The following is a 25,115-nucleotide window of genomic DNA, read 5'->3' on the forward strand; positions in this document are numbered from 1 at the left end:
GGCATTTGCACCTTATTTGACCGCTCCCAGCATGCCTTCGACGAAGCGACGCTGAAGCAGGAAGAAAATGACGAGGGTCGGGAGAGTGGCGAGAACCGTGGCGAACAGGATCATGCCGTAGTCAGGCGTATAGGCCGACGTCAGGGCTGACAGGATCAGCGTGATGGTCTTGTTCTCGGGGGTCTGCAGGACGATCAGCGGCCACAGATAGTTGTTCCAGTTGGCCATGAAGATGATGATCGTCGCGGCCGCATAGGTCGAACGCATCACCGGCAGGTAGACGAAAAAGAAGATCTGCCATTCCTTGAGACCGTCGATCTTGGCCGCATCGCGCAATTCGCCTGGGAAGGCTTTGGTCGCCTGGCGGAAGTAGAAGATGATGAAGATCGAGGCGATGCTCGGCAGGATGGCCGCGGTGTAGGTGTTGACCAGCTTGGCCTGCGAGAACATCACAAAGAGCGGCACCATCATCGCCGCGAACGGGATGGAGAGCAGCAACAGCAGCAGGGCGAAGATGCCCTCGCGGACGCGGCTGCGGAACATCTCGAAGCCGTAGCCAGCCAGCGACGAGATCACCAGCGTCAGAACCGTCGCGACGACGGCGATGAAGCCCGAGTTCCAGAAGATGCGCACGGCATCCACCTGGGTGAAAAACGAAGCCGCGTTGGTAAAGAGCGCCGAGCCGAACGAGGTCTTGCCCTTGATGATATCGGCGGACGTGTTGGTGGCGCCGATGATCATCCACAGGAACGGGAACACCGAAACGAAAGCGGCGATCGAGAGCAGGGCATAGACGATGCCGCGGCGGAGGAGTGCCAGCGGATTGCCAGGGAGCCTTCTGGCGGCCGCCCCGGCCTCGCTGGCCGTTGTGATCGATGTGGCTGTCATGATGCCGACCTCCGGTCACGGGCGATGAGGAATTGGATGAGGCTCAAAATCCCCACCAGCACGACGATCACCCACGACACGGTCGCCGAGTAGCCGAAGCTGGGCATGAATTTGAACGTGAGATTGTAGATGTAGAGCGACAGCGTAACGGTCGAGTCCGATGGGCCGCCGGTGCCCGCGGTGAAGTTGTAGACCTCGTCGAACAGTTGCAGCGTACCGATGGTTGAGATGACGGTGGTGAACAGGATCACCGGCTTCAGCATGGGAATGGTGAGGTAGCGGAACCGCGCCCATGCGGGGACGCCGTCGATGCGGGCGGCCTCATAGATCGAGCGGTCGATATTCTGCAGGGCTGCCAGGTAGAAGATCATGTTGTAGCCGGTCCACCGCCAGGTAATGGCGATGATGATGGCAACCTTGGCCCAGAAGGGGTCGCCGAACCAAGAGATCGGGCTGTTGATGAGGTGGAGCGCCATGAGGGCCTGATTAAACACCCCATCGATGGCGAACATCGACTTGAAGACGGTGGAATAGGCGATCAGCGAGGTGACGCAGGGCAGGAAGATCGCAGTGCGGAAAATGCCTCGAAATCTGAGGGTGGAGTCGTTCAGTGCTACTGCGAACAGCAGCGCCAGAACGATCATGATCGGCACCTGGATGATGAAGAAGGTGAAGGTATTGCCCAAGGCCCGCAGGAATACGGGGTCCTTGGTCAGGCGCTCGATATTAGCGAGGCCGCCAAAGCTGAGGTTCATGCCCTTGCCGACCTGGAAGCTCATCCAGAGCGACCAGACGATCGGATAAATCATGAACAATCCGAGCAGTATCAGGGCAGGGGCTACGAATGCCCAGCCGGTAAAGCTCTCTCTGCGATCAAGTCGCGCCTGTGCCAAGTGTCACCCTCCCCGGTGCATCAACATCATGTCGGCGGGAGGGAAAGCGGGCCGAAACCCGCTTTCCCAAGCAGATTACTGCATTTGCTGGACCGACTGGTCGTTGATGGCCTGCAGGGCTGCCGTGAGGTCGCCGCCCTGAATGATCGTGGGGAGCTGGGCCTGCACGGCCGCGTCCACTTCGGAGGTGAAGGTGCCGTAGTCGACGCTCGGAATCTGGCTCAGCCAGGTGGAGAAGTCCTGCCAGACGGGGGCGCCGCCGAAGAAGTCGTCGGTCGCCTTGTAGGCGTCGCCTTCGCGCGCGGCGAGCAGGGAGCCCACGGCGCCCTGAGCGGTCAGGATCTTCTGGTAGAAGTCGACGTCGCTACCCCAGACCTGCTTGAGGAAGTCGATGGCTTCTTCCTTGTTGTCGGAGGACGCCAGAACGTACCAGCTCGAGCCGCCCTGGTTGGATGCGTTCACCGAGCCTTCGATGTCGAGGCGCGGAATTGGGGCCACGCCCCACAGGCCGGCCTGATCGGCATTGGCCTTGATCGTGCTCGTGATCCAGACACCGACCGGGACCATCGCGGTGTTACCCGAGGTGAACGAACCGGTATATTCGGCCCAGCTCGAAACCGGGTTAACCAGATCGGCCTGGTAGAACTTGGCGTAGGTTTCGAGCGATTTCTTGAGCACGGCGTTGTCGAGAACGTCCAGGCTTCCGTCGGCGGTGAAGTACCACTTGCCGGCCGACTGCATCATCATGCGGATGAGGCCGGTGTCATTGAGGTCGAGGTCGAGGAGCTTGTGGCCGGTCTTGGCAGTGACCTGCGTGCCGATTTCGACCAGACGGTCCCACGTGATGTCCTTGAGATCGTCCGGGGTGAAGCCGGCTTCCTTGAGGTAGTCGGAGCGATAGAACAGGCCGGTCACGCCGGAGTCGAAGGGGAGGGAGTAGGACTTGCCATCGTAAGTTGCGGCGGCGACCTTGTACTGGGCGAAGGCCGACATATCGATGGAGTCGGAAAGGGGTTCGAAGGCGCCTGGGAATGCCTGCAGGTATTTCTGCGCGATGTCGTCCTGGATCAACACGATGTCGGGGAGGCCATCAGTGCTGCCAGCAAGGAGCTGGGTCTGCAGCTTGGCGCGGATGTCATTCTGGCTGGCCGTGTCATCAATGATGATGTTGGCGTTGGGATTGATCGCCTTATAGCGGCTGGCGGCTTCCTTCATGGTGGCGCCATTAAAGTTGGGGTCCCACGCCCAAACGGTGACGTCGCCAGCCATGGCGCTCGCAACACTCAGAAAGCTAACACCAGTCAAGGCCAGGCCGAGCGCACGCACACGACGCGAAACTATGCGGTTCATATAGTCCTCCCTTTTCAATTGCTCTTATGTTGAGCGCTTTCTAAGCTATCGTCATTGCGCATGGCGTCCCTCTCAACGGGCATGCAGAATGGGCGGAAAGTAAGATGACGCAGCGGGCGTATTATGAACCCGGCAAGAACGGGGTGGAACGGCTTCCAACGGAACTAAGTATGTTCCTTGCCTCGCCTCTTTTAATGCGCACCGCACACTGGCACGCCCAGGTCGAAATCAATTACGTCGTGCAGGGCTGGGCCAATTATCAAATGTCCGGCCGGGACATCCGCTTCCAGAAAGGCGACCTGGCATTGTTCTGGGGTGGGCGTCCGCATCTGCTCAATGATGCGTCCGAAGACCTGATCTATGCTGGCGGGCACCTGCCACTTGTGCACTTCTTCCGGCTGAGACTGCCGCAGAATGTGCAATCCAACCTGATGCAAGGTGCCATCCTGCTGACCAGCGCGACCGACGCGTCCGACGCGCTCAATTTTGCGCGGTGGAACACCTATGCCCGCTCGGGCGATCCGATGAAGGCCGGCATGGCGGTGGACGAACTGCTGCTGAGAATCGAGCGCATCCGGTTTGATGACTATTCGCTGATTTCGGGCATGGGTGGCCCTGGCGAAGCCGGCAGTGTCGACCAGCACGCCTCACCCATCGTGGTGCGGATTTGCGATTTCATCGCCGACAACTTCCTCGAGGACATCGATTCCGCCGATATCGCCTGCGCTGCTGCCGTCCATCCGAAATACGCGATGAACGTATTCAAGAAATCGACGGGCATGACGCTCAATGATTACGTAAACCTGATGCGCCTGAGCTACGCGCAGGCCCTGCTGATGCAGGAGGAAGCCAATGTGCTGCAGGTGGCCATGGATAGCGGATTTGGCTCGCTGAGCGCGTTCAACAAATCCTTCCGCAAGATCGCAGGCATGTCACCCACTGACTTCCGGCGCGACTTGCGCGGTCGACCAAGTGCCTCCCTGGTGCTGCGCCCCAGCACCAGCAACCCGATCAACTGACGCATGTGGAAGCGACGATTGGCGGCCCTGATCGTCGGAGCCGCGGTTGTCGCTGGATTGGTGCTGTTGCGCGCCGCCGACCCCTATGCGGTTCAGGTGGCACGCGAAACCACCTTTGACATCTATCAGCAGATCAAGCCGCGCGAAGCGCCGCCGGACATTCCAGTGCGGATCCTCGATATCGATGAGGTGTCGCTGGCGGAGGTGGGGCAGTGGCCGTGGTCGCGGCGCACCATGGCGGAGGTCGCTGACCGGCTGACCGAGCTGGGGGCCGCGGCGGTGGTGTTCGACCTGCTATTTGTCGAGCCCGATCGGCTGGACAGCGATGCCGACGCGACGTTTGCAGCGGCACTGAAGCGTGGGCCCAGCATCCTGGCGATGAGCCGAAATGGGGCGGGGAGCACAGCACCCCCGGCAAAGACCGGATTTGCGGTTGTCGGAAGCGATCCGTTGGGAGAGTTGCCACCCTTGGGCGGGGTCGCTGCTCCTTTGCCGGTGTTGGGCGAGGCGGCCGCCGGACTTGGGGTTGCGAGCCTTGACCGCTCTGGGGCAGGGGTGGCGCGCCGACTGCCCTTGCTGTGGGAGAGTGACGGAACGCCCATGCCAGCGCTTTCGCTAGAGGCGATCCGCGTCGCGCAAGCAATCTCCACGGTTGTGGTGCTCGGTGACGAGGCGAGCACGGTGCAAGGCGTTCGCGTCGGGGCCTTCGAGATTCCCACCGGACCGAGCGGCGATATGTGGCTCTATTACCGTCCGTTGGGACCGGAGAGTTCGGTATCGGCCGGCCAGTTGTTGGGCGATGGCTACAGTGACCTCGCGCCGTTGCTGTCCGGGCATATCGTATTGGTGGGAACGTCAGCGGCAGGACTGCTGGATATGCGGGCGAGTGCCCTCGGCGACGCTGTCCCTGGCGTTTCGATCCACCTGCAGGCCATCGAGCAGATGTTGACGGGCAGCTTTTTGCACCGCGCCGACTGGGTTGGCGGGCTGGAACTGCTGGCAATGACGGCGAGCGGGATGGCGGTGGTTCTGGTGCTCCTGCTGACCGGGCCGCTGGTGGGGCTGATCTTCTCAATCATGATTGCGGCGATGGCGACCGCGGTGAGCTGGTTCGCCTTCGCGCATTATGGCGTGCTGCTCGACCCGAGTTACACCTTGTTCGGCACTCTGGTGACCTATGCCGCCATGGCATTTTTCCAGTTCGCAGTAACCGACGCCGATAAGCGGCGCATCCGGCGGGCTTTCGCGCATTATGTGGAGCCGGCGCTGCTGACCCAGATCGAGGCCAATGCCGACAAACTGAAGCTCGGCGGTGATGTGCGGGAGCTGACCGTGATGTTCTCGGATGTCCGTAGCTTCACGGCCATCAGCGAACGGAGCCAACCCACCGAGCTGGTGGCCATGCTCAATCGCCTGTTCGCGGTCCTGGGGGCGGCGATTGTCGGCCAGCACGGCACGATCGACAAATTCATGGGCGATGCCGTGATGGCATTCTGGAATGCGCCGGTAGATGTGCCGCGCCACGCTCACCACGCATGCCTTGCGGCGCTCGACATGCGGGAGGCACTGCGACGGCTCAATGCTGAGAACCCAGGGAATGCGCCGATCGTCATCGGGATAGGGCTGGCGACCGGCCCGGCGCTGGTGGGCAATATGGGGTTCGAGACGCGGTTCGATTATTCCTGCATCGGGGAAACTGTTAATCGTGCCAGCCGCCTTGAGGGGGCTTGCAAGCAGGTTGGCTACGACATTCTGGTAACCACCGAGACGCGCGACGCAGCGCCCGAACTGGCCTTCCTCGCGGCAGGGGCGTTGGCGCTCAAGGGGATCAGCCAACCCGGAGCGGTTCATCTGCTGGTCGGGCGGGAGGCGGTGGCGCAATCGCAGGTCTTCCTTACGCTGGCGTCGCTGCACAACGATTTGCTAACCCAGTTGGCGGCCGGGCAGGGGGGAACCGATTCTCTCGAACGGTGCCGGATGACGGCCATGAAGGTAAATCCGGGGCTTGTGGGCTTTTATGACGCAATTGTCAGTCGGCAGGCCGATTTTCACCCGCTGGCGTCGGTGAAGGATCCTGCGTAACGAAAATGGGTCAGCGGAGGCCCGGATTTAGCGGTTTTTAGCTCGCGTGGAAGCGATTTTCCGGCGATGCTGGATTCTCCAAAGCGTGTTGATGCCCAATAGGAATTCGTCGCGGAGTTTTCATCCCCACCCCCGACGAAATTCGGGGTTGCGCAAAATCTTTGCTCAGTTGAAAAGGCAAAAGTCGGCCCATTTCAGAGGGCTTTCACCGAAATTGGCATAGAGAGGCCCAAACCGAGACAATGACGCCATCCGCCTTACTCATCCTGGTTCTTGTATTGCCCTTCGCAGCCAGCCTAGCGGCTGCGGTTCTTCCCTCGAACGCGCGCAACATCGAGACTTGGCTGGCGGGTATAGTAGCGGTCTTCGGTTTTGGAGCCATGGCCTGGCTCTTCCCCCATGTCGCCAACGGCGGAATCGTCCGGCAGGACATCGAGTGGATCCCCTCGCTCGGGCTCAACCTGATCCTGCGGCTTGATGGGTTCTCCTGGCTCTTTGGCGTGCTGGTGACCGGCGTCGGGTTCCTCGTGGTGCTCTATGCGCGTTACTACATGTCGCCCAAAGACCCCGTTCCCCGTTTCATGGCCTTCTTCCTGGCCTTCATGGGGTCGATGCTGGGCGTCGTCATGTCCGGCAACATCATTCAGCTTGTGGTCTTCTGGGAACTGACCTCGATCACCTCTTTCCTGCTGATCGGTTACTGGTTCCACCTGCAAACCGCCCGCGACGGTGCACGCATGGCGCTGACCGTCACCGGGCTGGGCGGGCTTGGCCTGCTCGTGGGCATGCTGATCATCGGCCATATCGTTGGCAGCTATGACCTCGACGTCGTCCTGTCTTCGGGCGACATGATCCGCAATCACGAACTGTACCTGCCGGCGCTGCTGATGCTGCTGCTCGGCGCGCTGACCAAGAGCGCCCAGTTCCCGTTCCATTTCTGGCTGCCCCACGCCATGGCGGCGCCGACCCCGGTTTCGGCCTATCTGCATTCGGCGACGATGGTGAAGGCGGGTGTGTTCCTGCTGGTGCGCTTCTGGCCCGTCATGGCCGGCACGGATGCCTGGTTCTGGATCGTGACCTTCGCTGGCCTCGCCACGCTGATCTTCGGCGCCTATGCCGCAATCTTCCAGACTGATCTGAAGGGTCTGCTGGCCTATTCGACCATCAGCCACCTCGGCCTGATCACCACGCTGCTGGGTATGTCGAGCCCGCTGGCAGCAGTGGCGGCGATCTTCCACATCGCCAACCACGCCACGTTCAAGGCCTCGCTGTTCATGGCGGCCGGTATCATCGACCACGAAACAGGCACGCGTGATATTCGAAAACTAAGCGGGTTATTCCGCTTCATGCCGTTCACCGCGACGCTGGCCATGGTGGCGAGCGCGGCGATGGCCGGCGTGCCGCTGCTGAACGGCTTCCTCTCCAAGGAAATGTTCTTCGCCGAAACGGCGCTGCGCGATGCGAACCCGTTCGTGAACATTGCCCTTCCAGTCGGCGCGACGTTGGCCAGCATGTTCGCGGTGGTCTATTCGCTGCGCTTCGTGCACGGCGTGTTCTTCGGACCGCCGCCCGAAGGGCTGAGCAAGGTTCCGCACGAGCCGCCCTATCTGATGCGCCGCCCGATCGAAATCCTGGTGCTGTTGTGCCTGATCGTCGGCATCATTCCCGGCCTGACCATCGGCCCGTTCCTTGCGGCGGCGGTGGTTTCGGTCACGGGCCCCGACACGCCTTACTACAGCCTTTCGGTGTGGCACGGTTTCAACCTTGCCATCGCCATGAGCGCCGTGGCGCTGGTGGGGGGCGTGCTGCTCTACTGGGCGCTTTACGGCTATCTCGCCAAGGGCGAGGACGGCCCGCCGATCATTCGCAAGCTCAAGGGCCAGCGTATTTTCGAACGCATCATGCTGACCATCACCTCGCGGTGGGCTCGCCGGCTTGAGACGCTGTTCGGAACGCGTCGCCTGCAGCCGCAGATTTTCTTGATGTTCACCCTGGCAGTTGGGGCGGGGGCAGTGACGCTGTTCGGCCGGCTGGGCCAATTTGAGCTGTCGCTGCAAGGTTTCGACCCCGCCTTTGCCCTGATGTGGGCGGTGGGTATCGCCTGCGCGGTCACCGCAACCTATCAGGCCAAGTTCCACCGGCTGGTGGCACTGGTGCTGATGAGCGGCACGGGAATCGTCACGTGCATTACCTTCGTCTGGCTCTCCGCGCCGGACCTCGCCATTACCCAGTTGCTGGTTGAAATCGTCACCACGGTGCTGATCCTGCTCGGCCTGCGCTGGCTGCCGCGGCGCGACGAGGGCATTGCCGACGAGGAGCAGGTCTATCGTTCACGCATCCGCCGCTATCGCGACGTCGCACTGGCAACCGCTGCCGGCATTGGCCTCGCAGTGATTTCCTACGCGGTGATGACGCGGCAGATGCCGCAGAGCATCTCGACCTTCTTCCTTGAGAACGCCTATTCACTGGGTGGCGGTACCAACGTCGTCAACGTGATGCTGGTCGATTTCCGCGCATTTGACACGCTCGGCGAAATCACCGTGCTCGGTATCGTGGCGCTGACCGTCTATGCCGTGCTGCGCCGTTTCCGTCCGGCCGCCGACTCTATCGCCAAACCCGAGCAGCAGCGGATTCAGAACGAGTTCGACCGCGACGCCCCCGAGCGTCAGCCAGGCGATACCGTGAATGAGTACCTGCTGATCCCATCCGTCATCATGCAGTGGATGTTCCCCGTGATCATCGTGCTGGCGGCGCATGTGTTCCTGCGCGGCCACGATCAGCCGGGCGGCGGTTTTGCGGCCGGCATCGTGATGTCGATCGGCTTTATCCTGCAGTACATGGCGGGCGGCACGCGCTGGGTTGAGGAGCGTCTGCGTATCCTACCCGTGAAGTGGATCGCTGCCGGCCTGCTGCTGGCACTGGCCGTGGGCTCTGGCTCGCTGCTGCTGGACTATCCGTTCATGACGACGGCATTCCAGTATGCCGACATCCCCTATATTGGCCGCGTTCCCATGGCGACCGCACTGCTGTTCGACCTCGGGGTGTTCGTCCTCGTGGTTGGGGCAACCGTCCTGATCCTTATCGCTCTGGCCCACCAATCGGTGCGCTCTCCCAAGGCCGCGCGGCAACCCGCGCCACCCATCCGGGACCCCGATGCGCCTGCCAAGTCTAACCTGGAGGCCAGCTGATGGAACTCGTTCTTGCTATCGGCATCGGCCTGCTGACCGGTTGCGGCGTCTATCTGATGCTGCGCCCGCGTACCTTCCAGGTCATCATTGGGTTGTCGCTGCTCTCCTACGCGGTCAATCTCTTCATCTTCGCGATGGGGCGAGTAACCATTGATGGCGCGCCCATCGCCAAGAGTGGCGCCGATATCAGCCAGTTTGCCGATCCGGTGCCGCAGGCGCTGGTGCTGACTGCCATCGTCATCGGTTTTGCCATGACGGCTCTGCTGCTTGTCGTGCTGCTGGCTGCCCGCGGCCTGACCGGCACTGACCATGTCGACGGCAGGGAGCACCGCTGATGGACATCCTGCGTGACCACATGATCGTTCTGCCGATCCTGCTGCCCATGCTGACCGGCGCTTTGCTGCTGCTGTTCGATGATCGTCAGCGCGCAGGCAAGGCATTCATCAACGTGCTCTCCATGCTCGTGTTGGTGCTCATCAGCGTCGCGCTGGTGGTTGATGCATCGGGTCAGGGGGCGGGCGGCAACGTGATCGCCAGCTACCCGGTGGGGAACTGGCCCGTGCCATTTGGAATCGTGCTCGTCGCCGACCGCCTCTCCGCGATGATGGTTCTGCTGACGTCGATCCTTGGCCTGTCGGCCCTGATCTACTCGCTGGCCCGCTGGCACAGCGCGGGGCCGAGCTTCCACAGCCTGCTGCAGTTCCTGATGATGGGCCTGAACGGCGCATTCCTCACGGGTGACCTGTTCAACCTCTTCGTGTTCTTCGAGGTGATGCTGGCCGCGTCCTACGGGCTGGCGCTGCACGGGGTTGGCGTGGCGCGCGTCAAGGCGGGGCTGCACTATATAGCGGTGAACCTGGGCGCATCGTTCCTGTTCCTGATTGGCGCAGCGCTGATCTACGGCACCACCGGTACGCTCAACATGGCCGACCTGGCGGCCAAGGTTGCGCTCATCCCAGAGGCCGATCGTGGCCTGCTGGAAGCGGGCGCCGGCATTCTGGGCGTCGCGTTCCTGCTCAAGGCGGGCATGTGGCCGCTCGGCTTCTGGCTGCCGACCACCTACGCCGCGGCCAGCGCGCCGGTTGCGGCGGTGTTCGCCATCATGACCAAGGTCGGCGTCTATGCCGTGCTGCGCGTCTCGACCCTGGCTTTTGGCATCGAGGCCGGTGCATCGGCTGGATTTGGCCAGAATGTGCTGCTGATTGGCGGCATCGCCACCATCGCCTTTGGCGCCATCGGCGTGCTGGCATCGCAAACCACCGGGCGACTGGCGGGCTACAGCGTCTTGGTGTCCTCGGGCACGCTGCTTGGCGCCGTGGGCATGGGCAATGCCGGTGTCACCAGCGGCGCGCTCTACTATCTGGTCGTATCGACGCTCGCCATCAGCGCCTTCTACATGCTCGTCGAGCTGCTGGAGCGGGTGCGGGTGGAAGGCGCCAACATTCTGGCCGTGACGCTGGAGGCCTATGGCGACGACGAGGAAGAGACCGAAGACGACGAAGTAGGCCTCTCCATTCCGAGCGCCTTCGCAATCCTAGGCATCAGCTTTGTCTTCTGCGTGCTGTTGCTCGCCGGTTTTCCGCCGCTGGCCGGGTTTGTTGCGAAGTTCTCGATGATCTCCGCCATGTTCAATACGGAAGGCCTCGCCGCCGACGCGCCGATCAGTGCATCGGCGTGGTGGCTGTCGGGCTTGATGGTGTTCTCGGGCTTTGCCGCGCTCGTCGCACTGACCCGAACCGGCATCAACACGTTCTGGGCCACCATGTCCGACACGCCGGCCCCCGTACGCGTGGTCGAAATGGCTCCTGTTCTGCTGCTGCTCGGGCTGGCCGTGACCATGACCATCATGGCAGGTCCGGCGATGGACTATATGCAGGCCATGGCGTCGGCACTGCACAACCCGGCTGCAGGCATCAATGCGGTGCTGGCAACGCCGTTGGTTGATGGATTGGGAGGAGCCACGTCATGAGGCGCGTCCTGCCATTCCCGCTGCTGTCGCTGGGTCTGCTCGGCATGTGGCTTCTGCTGCAGCAATCCATGAGCCTGGGGCAAATCCTGCTTGGTAGCGCCGTCGCGCTGATCGCAGGGTTGGCAATGGCCGCCCTGCAGCCCGAGCGACCAAAAATCCGGCGGATCGACAAGATCATCGAGCTGTTTGTCGTGGTCACCATCGACATCATCCGCTCGAACATCGCCGTTACCCAGATTGTCCTGCAAGGCCGGCACCACAAGCAGACCTCCGGTTTCATCGTGGTGCCGCTGGAGCTGCGCGACCGGCTGGGGCTCACCATCCTGTCCTGCATCATCACGGCAACGCCGGGCTCTGCCTGGCTCGAATATGACGTGGCGCGGAGCAAGGTGCTGATCCACGTTCTCGACCTGGTGGACGAAGATGGGTGGATCGAAACCATCAAGAACCGCTACGAGCGGTTGCTGCTGGAGATTTTCCAATGAGCGCTGACATTCTGTACTGGTCACTGCTGCTCTCCCAGGTGCTGCTGGCGCTGGCCATGGGGGCGGCTACCTACCGCATCATCAAGGGTCCCCGGGCGCAGGATCGTATCCTGGCCCTCGACGCGCTTTATGTGGCCGCCATGCTGATGCTGATCCTGTTCGGCGTCCGCTATGGCACCAGCGTTTATTTCGAAGTGGCGCTCATTATCGCCATCCTCGGTTTTGTCAGCACGGTAGCGCTGGCCAAGTTCCTCATGCGCGGCGAGGTGATCGAATGAGCGAGCCTCCCCTGTGGGTTGCCATCATCGTGGGCCTCCTTGCCATCGTCGGCAGCCTGCTGACGCTGATGGGCTGCATCGGACTTGCGCGGTTCCAGAGCTTTTACGAGCGCGTCCACGCGCCGACGCTAGGCACCAGCTTCGGCACGATCTGCGCCTTGCTCGCCTCGATCATCTATTTCTCGGTCTCGGGCGGACGCCCGGCTGTACATGAAGTGCTGATCCTGGTCTTCGTGTCACTGACCACGCCGGTGACGCTGATGCTGCTGGCGCGCGCTGCCCTCTATCGCGATCGCGCGGAGAAGAACGGCAACGTGCCGATGACGATGGGCGAGGGCGTCGCGGCGGACCCGGCGGAGTAGGGGCGTCGACCGGCGCCGAACATTGATGCAATTTGAAACTAATTTTTGACGACTCAAGAGTGCAAAATGCACCGCTGCCGCGCATCCTGATGCGGAGCTGGGGGCGAGCCTTGAACAACAAAGTGATGCAGGCAGTAGCAATCGGAGTGGCGTTGGTTGGGCTGGCCCTGGTGCCGGTCGCGATGCTGGACCTTGTCCGCTGGGCCGCCATCGTGGCAATCGCTCTCTACGCAGCATTGCGCTACTATCGCAGCGAGCCCGCCGTCGCCGTTGTGGCGCCTGGCAAGTCTCCAAACCGGACAGCGCCGTTGTCCGCGGTTCTGATGGTGTCGGTCACCGCGCCACTTGGCCGTCCGTTTGACGAGCGCGAATGGCAATTGTTCCGGGGCGCCATCATGCAGTGCATTCGCGGGGGCGATCGCGTGACGAGTCCAAGTTCTGGTCTGTATTCAGTCGTGCTGCGGGATGTCACACCTGACATGGCGGAGAAAATTGGTCAGCGCATTTGCGATCAATTGAAGGATCTAATTGTATTCGACGATTCCGGCGCAATTAAAGCGATCAATGTTGGTGTGGGCGGCGTGACCTCGTTCTCCGGTAGCGATGAGGATGGCCAGATCATTGCTGGCGCGAATCTGAAGAAGCTCAAGAGTATGAACGGCGTAGGCATTCTCATGTCTATGGCTGCGTAAGTAGTTATAGATACCAATACGGCCAAACAGCACGTTTCCAAGTTGAAGCTTGTAAGAACCTCCCGGATACAGTAATACTGTAGCCTCTCGGAGGGGCTCATGCGGGCTTGTTTTGTACGTGGCGTGACTGCGGTTGTGTTTCTGTGCTCCGGTGCAGCTACCTTCGCTGCCGATCTGGCAGGCACCTATGGCGGGTCCTGTGTCTCGGCTGCCCAATCGAATCTCATCAATCAAAGCTCTGATGTCATCCGCCAGACGGTGTGGTCCAACCTGGATAACGCCAAAGCTGCCATGAACGAGCCGGCTGTTCTGGCTTCCACCCGCCCCGCCTACACTTGGGCAATGGAAGCGCGCTGGGCTTGCGAGGCAGCGGCCGGCTATCTGGCCACTGGGCACTTCGATACCGAGTCGATCCAAGAATGTGACTGCTTTTACCAGCGTCACCTATCCTTCAGGTAGTGTAGCAACATGACGATAGCGCGCGTTCGGCACGTACTTCTTTCCGGTGTTGCTCTCTTCCTTCTCGCGCAGAGCGCATCTGCCATGCCGCTACGCGAGGCGGTGCAGATCGCCATGGAATCCAATCCCGAGATTGGGCAGGCCATCCAGAACCACGATGCGACCGGTTTCGAGCTTCGGCAGGCGCTTGGGCTTTATGCGCCCCGCGTCGACCTTGAGGCATCCGCCGGCATCCAGCGCCTGGATAACCCTTCGCGGCGCTCGCTCGGCATTGCCGGTGATACGCTCTATCCGGCCCAGGTCGGCCTTGTCGCGACTTTCGATCTGTTTGATAGCGGCTTCCGCGACGCCGAGGTTGCACGGCAATCTGCGCGCGTTGACAGTGCTTCCTATCGCGTCCTTGAGCGGAGCGAGTACATCGCGCTCCAGATCGTCCGCGTTTACTATCAGGTCATCCTGCAGCAGCAGATCGTCAATCTCGCCCGCGAGAACGCGTCTTTCCATGAAGCCATGGCCAGCGATGTGGCGACGGCCATCAGCAGTGGCCAGTTGACGGAAGCGGACCGTTTCCAGTCCATCGAGCGCGTAGCAGCGGCGCGGGCTCGCCTCACGGAAGCGGGTGTGGAACTCGCTGCGGCACAGATCGAATTCAAGACGCTGGTCGGCATGATGCCGGGTGCGGTGAACTCGCCGCCACGGGCCAACGGGGCAATCGGGAATTCGCTTGAGGTCGTGATTGCCAAGGCAATCATCAACAATCCGCGCATGCTGACCGCCGGTGCCGATATCGATGCGGCCTCCGCGCTGGTCGATCAGGCTGAATCCGCTTTCGGGCCAAAACTGTCCCTCGAGGGCAGGGTGGCCACGGGGTATGACATCAGCGGCGCGAACGGCGCCACGAACGATGCCAGCATGCGGCTGTCCCTGCGCTGGAACATCTACGACGGCGGCATCAAGGAAGCCCAGGTCCAGGAAGAAATCCGCCGCGAAAGCGAAACCAAGCTGGTTTTCGACCAGACGGCCCGAGAAATTGAGCAGGCTGTGCGCGAATCCTGGCTTCGGCTGAAGAGCCAGGCCGAACTGGCAAGCGTCTACCAACAGCAGCTGAACTCGTCGTCCGAGTTGATCTCGTCCTATCGCGAGCAGTTCAACATCGGTGATCGCTCCTTGCTGGACGTTCTCGATGCCCAGAACACCCGCTTCAACGTGCAGGTGTTGCAGAAGACCGCGCAGTACAGCGTCATGTTCGCTGAATATCGCGTCCTGGCGGTGAGCGGAGACCTGCTGTCGTTCATCGGGGTGTCGCCCCATCCGACCGCGAAGGCGGGAACGCGCGCGGCTACCAACACGCCATCTTGGGAAAATGCACAGCCACGCAAACGTCAGCCGCTAACCATTCCTACCTACGGGAATTGACCGGAAGAGGCGTTTGTCCGCCAATGTTGCAGTAGCTGGCAGGTGGGGGCATTGCCAATTTTCACGGGAAAGGTCCGAGTGGTAGATGGACGCGGCCGTCACGCCCGATATCATCTCGCAGTCTGAACGACCCGCAGATATTCTGCTGGAGTGTGTGCGGTTTCTGGCGCGAGCCTGGCGGAAGTCCGACTCTCCAGCCCTGCTGACTGCTGGATTGCCTCTCAAGGACGGCCAGCTCGCTCCCGAACAGATTGATGCCGCTTTCGAGAGAATCGGCGTTACCGTTCGGCGCTCCACTGTCGCCCTGAACCGACTTCGCGAGTTCGATTTTCCGGTCCTGATCTTCCCCAAAGCCCGTCCACCCCTTGTTCTACTGGGACGGGCCGGGCGACGCGCATTTCGGGCCTATGACCCGGTGCTCCATGTCGAGATCGTCCTCGATGGGCGCGAAATAGACGCCAAGCATCCTCAGCCTCTGCTTATGGTTTCGCCTAACTATGAAGGCGTCAACGAGGCGTCGGGCAATCGACTGTCACGCCGCACACATTGGTTCTGGTCCGCTGTCCGGGGGCATAGCCAGAGCATTTGGTACGTGCTGCTTTCGGCCGCGTTCATCAACCTCTTTGCGCTGGCCTTCCCGCTGTTCACGATGAACGTCTACGACCGGGTGCTGCCCAATGCCGCTCAAACCACCCTTTGGGTGCTGGCGGTCGGTGTTACTGCGGTCGTGATTTTTGACACGCTGCTGAAGCTGGCCCGCGCTGCGGTGATCGAACATGTGGGGCGCAGCATCGATTTTCGCCTGTCGTCGGCATTATTCGATCGCGTGCTGAATACGCCGATGGCGACACGTCCGGAATCTACGGGCGCATTCGTGAGCCGCATTGGCCAATACGAGGTATTGCGGGAATTCGTCGCGGCCAACACCTTGGTCATGTTTGTCGACGTGCTGTTCCTCGGGGTGTTCGCCTACATCATCGCCTTGCTGATCGGCTGGCTGGTGCTGTTTCCCCTCATGGCCGGTGTGATCGCCATTGTCGTGACCTTGGTGGTGGGTGGCCTGTCTGGCGACGCGGTCAAGGCCGCCCTCAGCGAGTCGTCCGCGCGCAACTCCGTCCTGGTGGAGGCACTTACATCGGTTCAGTCGGTGAAGGCGTCCCGCGCCGAGGGGCAGTTTCTGCGCCGCTGGGACGCTGCCGTGCTCGCTTCGTCTCGCACACAGGATCGCATCCGCAAGCTGCAGGCTGTCGCGAGCAACACGACAGCCGCGCTTTCCCAACTGTCTCTGGTGGGGATCATCGTAGGCGGATCGTATCTCTTCTCGTCGGGCGAGGTGACCACCGGCGCGATCATCGCCGCAATGATGCTGTCCAACCGGCTCATCGCCCCGATCGGCATGATCGCCTCCACGCTCATGCGCGCCCGCACAGCCGTCGAGGCTTACAAGACTATCGACGTCATCATGAAACTGCCCGACGAACGGCCCAGCCAGCAGAGCCCAGTGCAACGCGTGGTGCGGACCGGGCGGCTGTCATTCGAGAAGGTGCGCTTTAATTATCCCGGCACCAAGGTCGCCGTGCTTGACGGAGTTTCGTTCAATATCCAGGCCGGTGAAAAGGTCGGGATCATCGGGCGTATCGGATCGGGCAAGACCACGATCGGCCGGCTGTTGGTGAATTTTCACAATGCCAGCGAAGGCGAAATCCTGATCGATGGCATCGATATCGCCCAATACCATCCGGATGACCTGCGGCGCTCCGTCGGGCTTGTGGTGCAGGACCCGGAGATTTTCAACGGGACCATTCGCGACAACATTCTGATGAGCGACCCAACGGCCAGCGAGGACCGTCTGCTGAACGCGGCGCGGAAAGCCGGCGTGGAAGAGTTCGTCGCCCGCCATCCGCTGGGCTATGACATGCCTGTCGGCGAGCGCGGCGCCCTGCTTTCCGGCGGCCAGCGCCAGGCATTGGCTCTGGCAAGGGCTATGCTGGTGGAGCCCAAGGTGCTGTTCCTTGACGAGCCATCGAGCTCCATGGATCTGGCCACGGAGCGACAGCTCATCCGGCACCTTGAAGCCAGTTTGACGCCTGACCAGACGGTGCTGATCGCGACCCATCGCTACAGCCTGCTTTCGCTGGTCACCCGGCTGATGGTGATCGACAACGGGCGTCTCGTGGCCGATGGCCCCAAGGACGTCGTGCTGGCGCAACTGCGCGCGCGGGGAGAGGGCGGATGAACTTCTTCCGCCCCCCGCGCCAGAATTTGCCAACCTATCAGCTGGAGCCCGACCGTCCACCTCGTGCCTGGGCCTATGTGATCGCTATCGTCAGCGCGACGATGATTGCCTTCCTGCTGTGGGCCAGCTGGGCCGAGGTGGATGAAGTCAGCCGTGCAGAAGGCCGCGTGATCCCCTCGGGCAAGACGCAGATCATCCAGAGCTCTGAACAAGGCGTGGTCAGTGAAATTCTGGTGCGTTCGGGCGAACAAGTGTCCGCCGGCCAACTGCTCATTCGCCTTGATGACACCACGACGGCATCGACCGCGGGCGAGGTTGAGGCACGCGTGCTGGCGCTGCTGAGCCAGGTCGAGCGGCTCCGGGTCGAGAGCATTGCCGGAACGGTGGCGGATTATGTTTGTCCGGCCAACGTTCTGGCCGAGGCGCCTGCGGTCTGCGCGGCGGAGACGGACCTTCTCAAGTCGCGCCTCGCCGGCCTCTCCAGCAGCACGCTGGTGCTGGCGCAGCGCGTAGAGCAGCGGCAGCGCGAGCTCAACGAGATTACGGTCAACAAGACCCGCATCCAGGGCAATCTGAACATTACTAAGGAACGGCTTGCGCTGATCCAGCCCATGGCTGAGCGCGGTCTTGCCGCCCGGACTGACTTGCTAGCCCTGCAGGCCGAAGTGGGAGACCTGGAAGGCCAGATCGAGGCCGCGGACGAGGGCAAGGCACGTCTTGACTCCGCCCTCAAGGAGGCGCGGCTGCAGATGGAGCAGGCCGACTTGCAGTTCAGGCAGGAGGCGCTGTCCGACCTGACGCTGCGGAGCGCTGAACTGGCCTCTGCCCAGCAGCAGCTGCGCGGCGCGGCGGATCGCGTGGCGCGCACTGACGTCCGTTCTCCGGTCGATGGCATCGTCAACAGCATTGATGTCACCACGATCGGCGCTGTCGTGACGGCGGGTGGCCGGTTGCTCGACATCGTGCCGAAGTCGGATTTCCTGCTTGTCGAGGCCAAGTTGCGCCCAGCCGACGTGGCCTTTGTCATTCCAGGGCAGGCCGCTCGCATCGCGTTTACTGCCTACGACTTCTCGGTCTATGGCGGCCTGCAAGGGATCGTCGAGAACGTGTCCGCCGATAGTATCGTGGACCAGAATACGCGTGAAACCTACTATCTGGTCACCATCCGCTCCGACCACACGGCGCTAACCTATCGCGGACGGGAGCTGGCTGTGTTGCCGGGCATGGTGACCACGGTCGATATTCTCACGGGACGCCACTCAATTCTCAATTACCTGCTCAAGCCGATCAACAAGGTGAGGCAGGAGGCGCTCATTGAACGATAGTCTCGATGGCGCCGGCGGGGCGATGGAATGGGCCACGCCGATCTTCCGGACCGTGACGACAGCCACTGGCCGCCACGCCTTGCGACTTGAAGCAGCCTTTTGGGATGCCCTGCAGGTAATGGCGCAACGGTCTGGTCGGCGGACTAACGACCTGGTGCGTGAGATCATCGACGTTTCGCTGCCCGAAAATATCAACGTGTCTCGGGCAGTGCGCAGCGCCGTGGCGAAGCAATTGCTAGACGAGCAGCGTCGGATGGCTCCACTTGCTGAGCCGCTTGCTGTTGTCCAGCTGATGCAAATGGCGCCCACGCCCTCCTTCGCACTCGACAGGCAGAAGCGTCTGGTTCGGGTCAACGAGGAGTTCGTGCGCTATTTGAGGACGGTCGTCAGGACTATCGTGGCGCGAGCTCCGTCTCCGGAGGGCGCGCAACTGACGCTGGATCGCCCAATCGAGCAGCTGTTTGCTGAGATCCAATCAGGGGGGGCGATGGAATGCGCCATGTCCATTCGGGTCGACAGCCATGAGCGGCGCACTCATGCGCGGATCGTGATTCCGCCGCCCGCACCCGCCAACGTGTTGGTCGGATTCATTCTTCCCTGATCAGAACCCTTCACCGGGAGCCACGGTGCTTAGATTGACCGCGACGCTGTTGGTCGGGGTCGTGAAGCCGTGGATGTAGCTCCTGCCATCGGCGAAGGACATGATGGGCATGTAGTTGCGGATGCTGGTATCGGCGCGCAGGATGTTCGAGAGGTTGTCCAGCACATAGGCGCCACCATTGTGATGGGCGACGAGGACCGCATGGAACGCCTGGCGGCGCGTATCGGCCAGGACGACGACCTGCAGGTTCTCGGCTGGAAAGCCCATTGTGCGCAGGAGCCAGTATTTGGCGATCGCGTAGTCTTCGCAGTCGCCAACGCCCTTGGCCGAGAGCTCGGACATGGTCACCCAGCGGTCGGCCTGGTTCCAGGTTTCTTCGTCTGACTGGTAGGGCAGGGCAGCATTGATTCCGCGGTTCACGGCGCGCAGCATGGCGAGGCCCGTCAGACCAGTCGCATTGCGTAGCGTTGCCTGTGCCTTGCGGGCGAAGGCTGTGTCGCACTGGCTGAGGCCGGCGCTCTTGCAGTCGCTGGTGAAGAAAGCACGATAATCCTTGCGGGTGGCGTTCTGCCACTTGCTTGCTGCCGGTAGCTTTGCCGCCGAGATCGCTACAGATTGAAAGACGCCCAACGAAGCAGGCTTGGGGATATTGTATTCAATACTTGCGTTGCGCTCCGAAATGGCCGAGCGCGTTGCTGTAGGATTGTCGATTGCGCCAGATGTTCCTGTCGATGCGATAGATGTGAGTGCGGCGAGTGCTGCAATAAGTGTCGATCGATATACAGAGGTGTGGCGCTTTGACATTGTTCTGCCCCGGTTATGGAGCAGAGTTTCTCACTGCCGTGTTGATCTTTGCCAAATTTACTTGGTTTGTTCTGGTGAAAGATTATCCGTAAAATTGTAACTATCGGGGCGGCCGGATGCAGATGCTCAGTCGAGTTCTTGCACGCCGCCGCCGGACACGGTGAGAATCTGGCCGCTAATCCAGCTTGCCGCTGGCGAGCACAAGAACAGGGCCGCGTTGGCCATGTCCTGCGGCTCACCAAGCCGGTGGATCGGGGTATGCGCCAGCATCCGGCGCGCGATCTCGTCGGTCAGGACCGACTGCAGAGCATCAGTGCGCGTCGCGCCCGGGGCGACACCGTTGACGCGGATGTTCTTGGGGCCGAGATCGAAGGCGATATTGCGAACCAGATGGCTGGCCGCCGCCTTGGACGAGCCATAGGACGCCATGCGCTTGTTCTTGTTCTCAGCGGCCATCGAGGTAATGGCCAGAATAGATCCGCCCCCGGCCTTCTCCATGGCGGGTGCCGACAGCTGGGCCAGCCGGAAGAACGAAAACACGTTCAGTTCGAAGGCGCGGCGGAAATCCTCCATAGGCATGTCGAACGGCTTGGGACCGCCTCCGCCCGCATTGCTGACGAGGATGGTCAGCTTGCCAAATTGCTTAGTCACCTGCTCGACCAAGGCAATCAGGTCGCTCTCAACTGTGACGTCGCAGGCCATGGCTGCGGCTGAGCCGCCGCGCTCGATGATCGCTTTGGCGACGGCATCACATCCTGCGGCATCCCGGTCGCTGACCATGACGGATGCTCCGGCTGCGGCGAAGGTTTCGGCGATGGCTCGCCCAATACCCGCCCCGGCACCGGTGACGACAGCAACCTGATCGTCGAGTCTGAATGCATTCTGATCGTACATCTGATTAGACCTCTGCTGCAGGCGGCCTCGATTGTGGCGGCAGCTATGACCCATGACCTCCGATCGCGGCGACACAGTGACGTGATCCGCCGACCGATGCCGACGATCCTGTCCCCGGCCACGTGCTTTTCCACGGGGTATTATTGTTTTGTTCCAATCTGATCGCTTTTAGGGCTTGCCTCAAAACGCCCGGTTCCGTATGTCTCCGCGCAGTCGGGGCGTAGCGCAGCCTGGTAGCGCATTTGTCTGGGGGACAAAGGGTCGTCGGTTCAAATCCGGCCGCTCCGACCATCTTCTCACCTGTCAATGACTGGAACGCCATGAGCGTTGCGGCGTGAACTGGAGACGTAGTCAATGGTTTTGACGACGCGAGAAGTTGAGCCTGCGCTGGAGCGCTGGAGTGAGACGGCAGGGGCTACGGTCCGGCTGATCAATTATTCCGAAAACCACACCTTTCTCATCGATACGCTTGTTAACGGCCGTTACACGCTCCGCGTGCACCGCCCGGGCTATCAATCGCGTCCCTCCATCGAGAGCGAATTGGCATGGCTGGCTGCGCTGCGGCGCGATACGGCTCTGGCCATCGCCGAGCCGGTGCCGGGACGTGACGGCGCCTTGCTGCAGCATTTTTCTACCATTGATGGCGATCGGCTGGCGGTGCTGTTTCACTTCGTCGAGGGCAGGGAGCCTCAGCCCGACGAGGACTTGGAGGGGCTGTTTGAGACGCTGGGCGTTTATGCCGCCACCATGCACGATCATGCAGTCGCCTGGCAGCGCCCGTTGGGGTTCGAGCGCCAAGTGTGGCAGGCCGCGAGCATCCTTGACGAGGACGGGCTGTGGGGAGACTGGCGTGTGGCGCCGGGCGTCGATTCATCTGTTCGGGAAGTGCTGGACAGGCTCGTCCGAGAACTCTGGGCGCGCCTTGATGCCTACGGCACCGATGCCGATCGCTATGGCCTGATTCATGCCGATATGCGGCTCGGCAACCTGCTGGTGGATGGCGCGGCGGTGACGCTGATCGATTTCGACGATAGCGGCTTCTGCTGGTTCGCCTATGACTTCGCGGCCGCCATCTCATTTCATGAAACAAACGCGTCCATTCCCGTACTGAAGGCGGCCTGGATCAATGGGTACCAAAGCGTGCGGTCTCTGGCGGATGCGGATATCGCAGCCATCGATTCCATGGTGATGCTGCGCCGCATGGCTCTTTTGGCCTGGATCGGCTCGCACTCCGAGACAGGGCTGGCGCAGGAGCATATGCCCGGATTCGCCCAGGGCACGGCCGCCCTTGCCGAGCGCTATCTGCGTGGGCCTATCTGGCCATAACTGAAAGCTAGATCAGCATCTGGTCTCGCGAGGCGGTCGAACGCGGATCGTTGCGAATGGCCGTTGAAATGCCCCAGATCAGTCCCGCCACGAGATAGTAGTGGCGCCAGTGATCGCTATCGATGATCGCCGACTCGGCGACCAGCAAGGCGAATGTGGCGACCAGCGGGATCATCACCAGCCGGTATGGGGATGGGCGGGTGAGGGCGGATATCCCGCGCCAAAGCGTCAGGATGACCAGCAGATAGTAGAAGAAGCCACCGCCCCAGCCGTAGTAGTGCAGCACTGTGACATAGACATTATGCGGCAGTTCCACGATGCGCAGGTGCGGAAATTCGCCAGGGCCAATGCCCAGCGGATTTGCGATGGCCATTTCAAACGCGTAGCCTTGGCGACCGAAGCGGCCGGTTTCGCCGGAGTCGTAGCTTTGGCCTGCTGCTCGCTGGGCAAACAATTCTGAAACCTGAGGGATGCTCAGCAGGCCCCCCAAAGCAACGATCAGCATGCCCAGGCCGACCAGGGACATGATCATCATCCGCACTTTGTCGCGTGCCGTGGCCTCGAGCAGGAAGCAGAGCCCAAGCACGACGGCGGAGGAGGCGGCAAAGTTCCCCCAGGCGGCGCGCGAGAAGCTGACGAAAACGCCGATGAACAGGATCATGTAGATGATGCCGGCGATGATAGCGGTGCGCCGAGTTCCGAGCAGCACGCGCTGCAAAGCAAACATCGCCGGCAATACGAGGAACGGGCCGTAGACGTTGGGGTCGTTGAAGGTGGCCTTCGCGCGGCCGTAGCGAGTGAAAAGTTCGGCGCCCGGGATGAGGCCGAGATAGCCCAGCGTGCCCAGCAGAGCGCACATCACTGCTGCTGCCGTAAAGGCCTTCATGATGATGCGCATCCGCCGGTCAGTGTCTTCGGCGACGTAGTTGGCCGCGAAATAGGCCGTGAACATCAGGAAGATGGTAACAATCGAGAAGATCAGCGCGTCGGACAGGTCATTGTAGCGAACTTGAAAGCAGGCAATGAGCGCGAAAGGGGTGAAGCCGATCATGATCAGCAGCAACCCAAAAGTAGAGCGATAGAGCCCCATGCCGGCGATGAAGGCCAGCGGCAGCACGAGCAGGAAGCTCAGTTCATAAGGGGAGGGCTCCACCAGGACGATCCCGCCGGTAAAAACCCAGAACCCGACCATGACGTCGAGGAGCCGGTTGGCCCGCGAGCGAATGAAGGCGAGCGCGAACTGCCGGGCGTCGCCGGCAGTGCCTCGGTCATCAATCGCGCCGGTGGTGCTCAATAGGCATTCTCGTTCTTGGAAACGAGCGATACCGGGGTCATTGCCACGATGTAGAGGTCGAACAGGATCGACCAGTGCTCGATGTAGTAGAGGTCGTGATTGACGCGCTGCATGATCTTGTCGATCGTGTCCGTTTCCCCGCGCCAGCCGTTGATCTGAGCCCAGCCGGTCATGCCGGGCTTCACGCGGTGACGCGCGAAATAGCCCTCGACTGCATCGTAATAGAGCTGGTTGTCAGCCTTGGCCTGCAGCGCATGGGGGCGCGGGCCAACGATCGACAGCTCGCCCTTGAGGACGTTGAGCAGCTGCGGCAGTTCGTCGATCGAGGTCTTGCGGATGAACTTGCCGACCTTGGTGACGCGCGGATCGCCCTTGGTCACGAGCTTGGCGGCAGAGGCATCCAGCATGTCCGTTCGCATCGAGCGGAACTTGTAGATCTTGATCAGCTCATTGTTGAAGCCGTGGCGGTTCTGCGTGAAGAACACCGGCCCCTTGCTTTCGAGTTTAATCGCGATGGCCGTAACCAGCATGACTGGCGAAAGCAGGATCAGAGCCGTCAGTGCCACCAGCTTGTCGAACAGCCACTTGAACACCAGGTTCCAGTCCGAGATCGGGCGGTCGGCCATGTCGAACACGGCGATATCGCCGACGTAGGAATAGGCCTTGTTGGTGAACTTAAGCTTGCTCATGTGCGCTGACAGGCGGATGTCGACGGGGAGCACCCAGAGCTGGGTCAGCATATCCAGCACGCGCTTCTCTGCCGAGAGCGGCATCGAAACGATGACGAGATCGACAGGCGTCCGGCGAGCAAACTCGATGAGATCGGCAACCTTGCCGAGCTTTGGATAGTCGGCGACCGTTGCGGGGGAGCGGACGTCAAATCGATCATCGAACAGGCCGAGCAGCATGATGTCATTGCTGGCGCTGGCCTTGATCTGTTCGATCAGGTCTTCGGCATCCGTGCCGCCACCCACGATCACCGTACGGCGACGCAGCCGGCCTTGTTCGGTCCAGCGCAGTACAAGGGCGCGGAGCGCCATACGATAGGCAACGAGCAACACCGCGCCACCGACATACCAGCTGCCGACCCACACGCGAGAGAACAGATCGCCTGCCTTGAAGAAGAAGATGCCGACGGTGACAACTGTCATCACCAGCGTCCAGCTGACCAGCACGCGGCCGAGCTGGCCGAAGGACGTGCGATAGGCGGCGATGCGATGGGTGCGCGCTACGTTGAACAGCACGTTGGCCAGCAGGCACGCCGCAAGGATAACCGGGATGTAGAAGGTGGGGTGGCCCAGTTCGACGTAGTATTCGTAGATGGCGTAACCCAGCACGGCCAGCAGAACGGCCTCTACCGCCTGCGCTACTCCGGCAACGACTGCACCGGACATGCTGCGCTCCACGGGCGCCAGAATGATAGCCTCGGCCTCGTCCGAGAGTTGGCGCCCCGACTCGCCTGCGGCTGTTTGCTTAGACACGTGCTCGCGTACGGCCTGTTGGGGGTCAACTTTATACATGGGATGCTACCGGACTAAACTAGACGCGCCATTG

22 protein-coding genes and 1 tRNA gene are annotated in these 25,115 nt (G+C 61.5%); 16 read left to right on the top strand and 7 right to left on the bottom strand.

What is annotated here, in order from left to right:
- Positions 1-12: 12 nt before the first annotated feature.
- The 3 genes from ACZ5WT_RS13545 to ACZ5WT_RS13555 form a co-directional block, all read right to left on the bottom strand.
- Complete coding sequence (locus ACZ5WT_RS13545) at positions 13-888, bottom strand: carbohydrate ABC transporter permease (protein ID WP_464284314.1); 876 nt, start codon at positions 886-888, stop codon at positions 13-15.
- Positions 885-1,697 carry a carbohydrate ABC transporter permease gene (locus tag ACZ5WT_RS13550; RefSeq protein WP_464284315.1) on the bottom strand — a complete coding sequence of 271 codons (813 nt, stop codon included), beginning with the start codon at positions 1,695-1,697 and terminating at the stop codon, positions 885-887. Before ACZ5WT_RS13550 ends, ACZ5WT_RS13545 begins: the two co-directional genes overlap by 4 nt.
- A 159-nt stretch (positions 1,698-1,856) precedes the next feature.
- Positions 1,857-3,131, bottom strand: coding sequence for an ABC transporter substrate-binding protein (locus tag ACZ5WT_RS13555; RefSeq protein ID WP_464284316.1), 1,275 nt, complete (start codon positions 3,129-3,131; stop codon positions 1,857-1,859).
- 104 nt (positions 3,132-3,235) lie between these two features.
- Between ACZ5WT_RS13555 and ACZ5WT_RS13560 the strand changes: the two genes are divergently transcribed.
- From ACZ5WT_RS13560 to ACZ5WT_RS13625, 14 genes are all read left to right on the top strand, one after another.
- Positions 3,236-4,150, top strand: a complete 915-nt coding sequence (locus ACZ5WT_RS13560) for a helix-turn-helix domain-containing protein (RefSeq protein WP_464284317.1) — start codon at positions 3,236-3,238, stop codon at positions 4,148-4,150.
- Positions 4,151-4,168: 18 nt separating this feature from the next.
- Positions 4,169-6,232 (top strand): CHASE2 domain-containing protein, encoded by a 2,064-nt coding sequence (locus ACZ5WT_RS13565; RefSeq protein WP_464284318.1) that lies wholly within the window; start codon positions 4,169-4,171, stop codon positions 6,230-6,232.
- Between the two features lie 242 nt (positions 6,233-6,474).
- On the top strand, positions 6,475-9,420 hold the full coding sequence (locus ACZ5WT_RS13570; RefSeq protein ID WP_464284319.1) for a monovalent cation/H+ antiporter subunit A: 2,946 nt from the start codon (positions 6,475-6,477) through the stop codon (positions 9,418-9,420).
- The gene (locus ACZ5WT_RS13575; protein ID WP_464284320.1) at positions 9,420-9,755 is read left to right on the top strand and encodes a Na+/H+ antiporter subunit C; all 336 of its coding nucleotides are present in this window, start codon (positions 9,420-9,422) and stop codon (positions 9,753-9,755) included. The genes ACZ5WT_RS13570 and ACZ5WT_RS13575 overlap by 1 nt, the downstream gene beginning before the upstream one ends.
- The gene (locus ACZ5WT_RS13580) at positions 9,755-11,389 is read left to right on the top strand and encodes a monovalent cation/H+ antiporter subunit D (protein WP_464284321.1); all 1,635 of its coding nucleotides are present in this window, start codon (positions 9,755-9,757) and stop codon (positions 11,387-11,389) included. Before ACZ5WT_RS13575 ends, ACZ5WT_RS13580 begins: the two co-directional genes overlap by 1 nt.
- Positions 11,386-11,874, top strand: a complete 489-nt coding sequence (locus ACZ5WT_RS13585) for a Na+/H+ antiporter subunit E (protein WP_464284322.1) — start codon at positions 11,386-11,388, stop codon at positions 11,872-11,874. Before ACZ5WT_RS13580 ends, ACZ5WT_RS13585 begins: the two co-directional genes overlap by 4 nt.
- Entirely contained in the window at positions 11,871-12,152 is a 282-nt protein-coding gene (locus ACZ5WT_RS13590) for a K+/H+ antiporter subunit F (protein ID WP_464284323.1), read from the top strand. Before ACZ5WT_RS13585 ends, ACZ5WT_RS13590 begins: the two co-directional genes overlap by 4 nt.
- Complete coding sequence (mnhG, locus tag ACZ5WT_RS13595) at positions 12,149-12,514, top strand: monovalent cation/H(+) antiporter subunit G (protein ID WP_464284324.1); 366 nt, start codon at positions 12,149-12,151, stop codon at positions 12,512-12,514. The genes ACZ5WT_RS13590 and mnhG overlap by 4 nt, the downstream gene beginning before the upstream one ends.
- Positions 12,515-12,624: 110 nt before the next feature.
- The gene (locus ACZ5WT_RS13600; protein WP_464284325.1) at positions 12,625-13,206 is read left to right on the top strand and encodes a hypothetical protein; all 582 of its coding nucleotides are present in this window, start codon (positions 12,625-12,627) and stop codon (positions 13,204-13,206) included.
- A 99-nt stretch (positions 13,207-13,305) separates the two neighbouring features.
- Entirely contained in the window at positions 13,306-13,665 is a 360-nt protein-coding gene (locus tag ACZ5WT_RS13605) for a hypothetical protein (protein WP_464284326.1), read from the top strand.
- An 84-nt stretch (positions 13,666-13,749) separates the two neighbouring features.
- Complete coding sequence (locus ACZ5WT_RS13610) at positions 13,750-15,081, top strand: TolC family protein (protein ID WP_464284327.1); 1,332 nt, start codon at positions 13,750-13,752, stop codon at positions 15,079-15,081.
- An 85-nt stretch (positions 15,082-15,166) separates the two neighbouring features.
- A complete protein-coding gene (locus tag ACZ5WT_RS13615) occupies positions 15,167-17,317 on the top strand; it encodes a type I secretion system permease/ATPase (RefSeq protein WP_464284328.1) in 2,151 nt (716 codons plus the stop codon).
- The gene (locus ACZ5WT_RS13620; RefSeq protein WP_464284329.1) at positions 17,314-18,642 is read left to right on the top strand and encodes an HlyD family type I secretion periplasmic adaptor subunit; all 1,329 of its coding nucleotides are present in this window, start codon (positions 17,314-17,316) and stop codon (positions 18,640-18,642) included. Before ACZ5WT_RS13615 ends, ACZ5WT_RS13620 begins: the two co-directional genes overlap by 4 nt.
- Positions 18,632-19,243 (top strand): ribbon-helix-helix domain-containing protein, encoded by a 612-nt coding sequence (locus tag ACZ5WT_RS13625; protein ID WP_464284330.1) that lies wholly within the window; start codon positions 18,632-18,634, stop codon positions 19,241-19,243. Before ACZ5WT_RS13620 ends, ACZ5WT_RS13625 begins: the two co-directional genes overlap by 11 nt.
- Here the strand turns inward: ACZ5WT_RS13625 and ACZ5WT_RS13630 are convergent, their stop codons facing one another.
- Complete coding sequence (locus ACZ5WT_RS13630; protein ID WP_464284331.1) at positions 19,244-19,873, bottom strand: transglutaminase-like cysteine peptidase; 630 nt, start codon at positions 19,871-19,873, stop codon at positions 19,244-19,246.
- Positions 19,874-20,173: 300 nt separating this feature from the next.
- Positions 20,174-20,941, bottom strand: coding sequence for a 7-alpha-hydroxysteroid dehydrogenase (gene hdhA / locus ACZ5WT_RS13635; RefSeq protein WP_464284332.1), 768 nt, complete (start codon positions 20,939-20,941; stop codon positions 20,174-20,176).
- 214 nt (positions 20,942-21,155) lie between these two features.
- Here hdhA and ACZ5WT_RS13640 point away from each other — a divergent pair.
- Positions 21,156-21,232: transfer RNA gene (locus tag ACZ5WT_RS13640), tRNA-Pro, on the top strand.
- Positions 21,233-21,295: 63 nt separating this feature from the next.
- Complete coding sequence (locus tag ACZ5WT_RS13645; RefSeq protein WP_464284333.1) at positions 21,296-22,267, top strand: phosphotransferase enzyme family protein; 972 nt, start codon at positions 21,296-21,298, stop codon at positions 22,265-22,267.
- Between the two features lie 7 nt (positions 22,268-22,274).
- On the opposite strand, the gene ACZ5WT_RS13650 is transcribed toward ACZ5WT_RS13645, so the two are convergent.
- The gene (locus ACZ5WT_RS13650; RefSeq protein ID WP_464284334.1) at positions 22,275-23,561 is read right to left on the bottom strand and encodes an O-antigen ligase family protein; all 1,287 of its coding nucleotides are present in this window, start codon (positions 23,559-23,561) and stop codon (positions 22,275-22,277) included.
- On the bottom strand, positions 23,558-24,955 hold the full coding sequence (locus tag ACZ5WT_RS13655) for an undecaprenyl-phosphate glucose phosphotransferase (RefSeq protein WP_464284335.1): 1,398 nt from the start codon (positions 24,953-24,955) through the stop codon (positions 23,558-23,560). The genes ACZ5WT_RS13650 and ACZ5WT_RS13655 overlap by 4 nt, the downstream gene beginning before the upstream one ends.
- Between the last annotated feature and the right edge of the window lie 160 nt (positions 24,956-25,115).

It is taken from the genome of Devosia sp. T2-14 (genome assembly GCF_055397495.1).

What these genes read in the sequence shown, in the direction of transcription:
- ACZ5WT_RS13545 (WP_464284314.1), bottom strand. Translation starts at nt 888, where the DNA reads ATGACAGCCACATCGATCACAACGGCCAGCGAGGCCGGGGCGGCCGCC.
- ACZ5WT_RS13550 (WP_464284315.1), bottom strand. Translation starts at nt 1,697, where the DNA reads ATGATTTATCCGATCGTCTGGTCGCTCTGGATGAGCTTCCAGGTCGGC.
- ACZ5WT_RS13555 (WP_464284316.1), bottom strand. Translation starts at nt 3,131, where the DNA reads ATGAACCGCATAGTTTCGCGTCGTGTGCGTGCGCTCGGCCTGGCCTTG.
- ACZ5WT_RS13560 (WP_464284317.1), top strand. Translation starts at nt 3,236, where the DNA reads ATGACGCAGCGGGCGTATTATGAACCCGGCAAGAACGGGGTGGAACGG.
- ACZ5WT_RS13570 (WP_464284319.1), top strand. Translation starts at nt 6,475, where the DNA reads ATGACGCCATCCGCCTTACTCATCCTGGTTCTTGTATTGCCCTTCGCA.
- ACZ5WT_RS13575 (WP_464284320.1), top strand. Translation starts at nt 9,420, where the DNA reads ATGGAACTCGTTCTTGCTATCGGCATCGGCCTGCTGACCGGTTGCGGC.
- ACZ5WT_RS13580 (WP_464284321.1), top strand. Translation starts at nt 9,755, where the DNA reads ATGGACATCCTGCGTGACCACATGATCGTTCTGCCGATCCTGCTGCCC.
- ACZ5WT_RS13585 (WP_464284322.1), top strand. Translation starts at nt 11,386, where the DNA reads ATGAGGCGCGTCCTGCCATTCCCGCTGCTGTCGCTGGGTCTGCTCGGC.
- ACZ5WT_RS13590 (WP_464284323.1), top strand. Translation starts at nt 11,871, where the DNA reads ATGAGCGCTGACATTCTGTACTGGTCACTGCTGCTCTCCCAGGTGCTG.
- mnhG (WP_464284324.1), top strand. Translation starts at nt 12,149, where the DNA reads ATGAGCGAGCCTCCCCTGTGGGTTGCCATCATCGTGGGCCTCCTTGCC.
- ACZ5WT_RS13605 (WP_464284326.1), top strand. Translation starts at nt 13,306, where the DNA reads ATGCGGGCTTGTTTTGTACGTGGCGTGACTGCGGTTGTGTTTCTGTGC.
- ACZ5WT_RS13610 (WP_464284327.1), top strand. Translation starts at nt 13,750, where the DNA reads ATGCCGCTACGCGAGGCGGTGCAGATCGCCATGGAATCCAATCCCGAG.
- ACZ5WT_RS13615 (WP_464284328.1), top strand. Translation starts at nt 15,167, where the DNA reads ATGGACGCGGCCGTCACGCCCGATATCATCTCGCAGTCTGAACGACCC.
- ACZ5WT_RS13620 (WP_464284329.1), top strand. Translation starts at nt 17,314, where the DNA reads ATGAACTTCTTCCGCCCCCCGCGCCAGAATTTGCCAACCTATCAGCTG.
- hdhA (WP_464284332.1), bottom strand. Translation starts at nt 20,941, where the DNA reads ATGTACGATCAGAATGCATTCAGACTCGACGATCAGGTTGCTGTCGTC.
- ACZ5WT_RS13645 (WP_464284333.1), top strand. Translation starts at nt 21,296, where the DNA reads ATGGTTTTGACGACGCGAGAAGTTGAGCCTGCGCTGGAGCGCTGGAGT.
- ACZ5WT_RS13655 (WP_464284335.1), bottom strand. Translation starts at nt 24,955, where the DNA reads ATGTCCGGTGCAGTCGTTGCCGGAGTAGCGCAGGCGGTAGAGGCCGTT.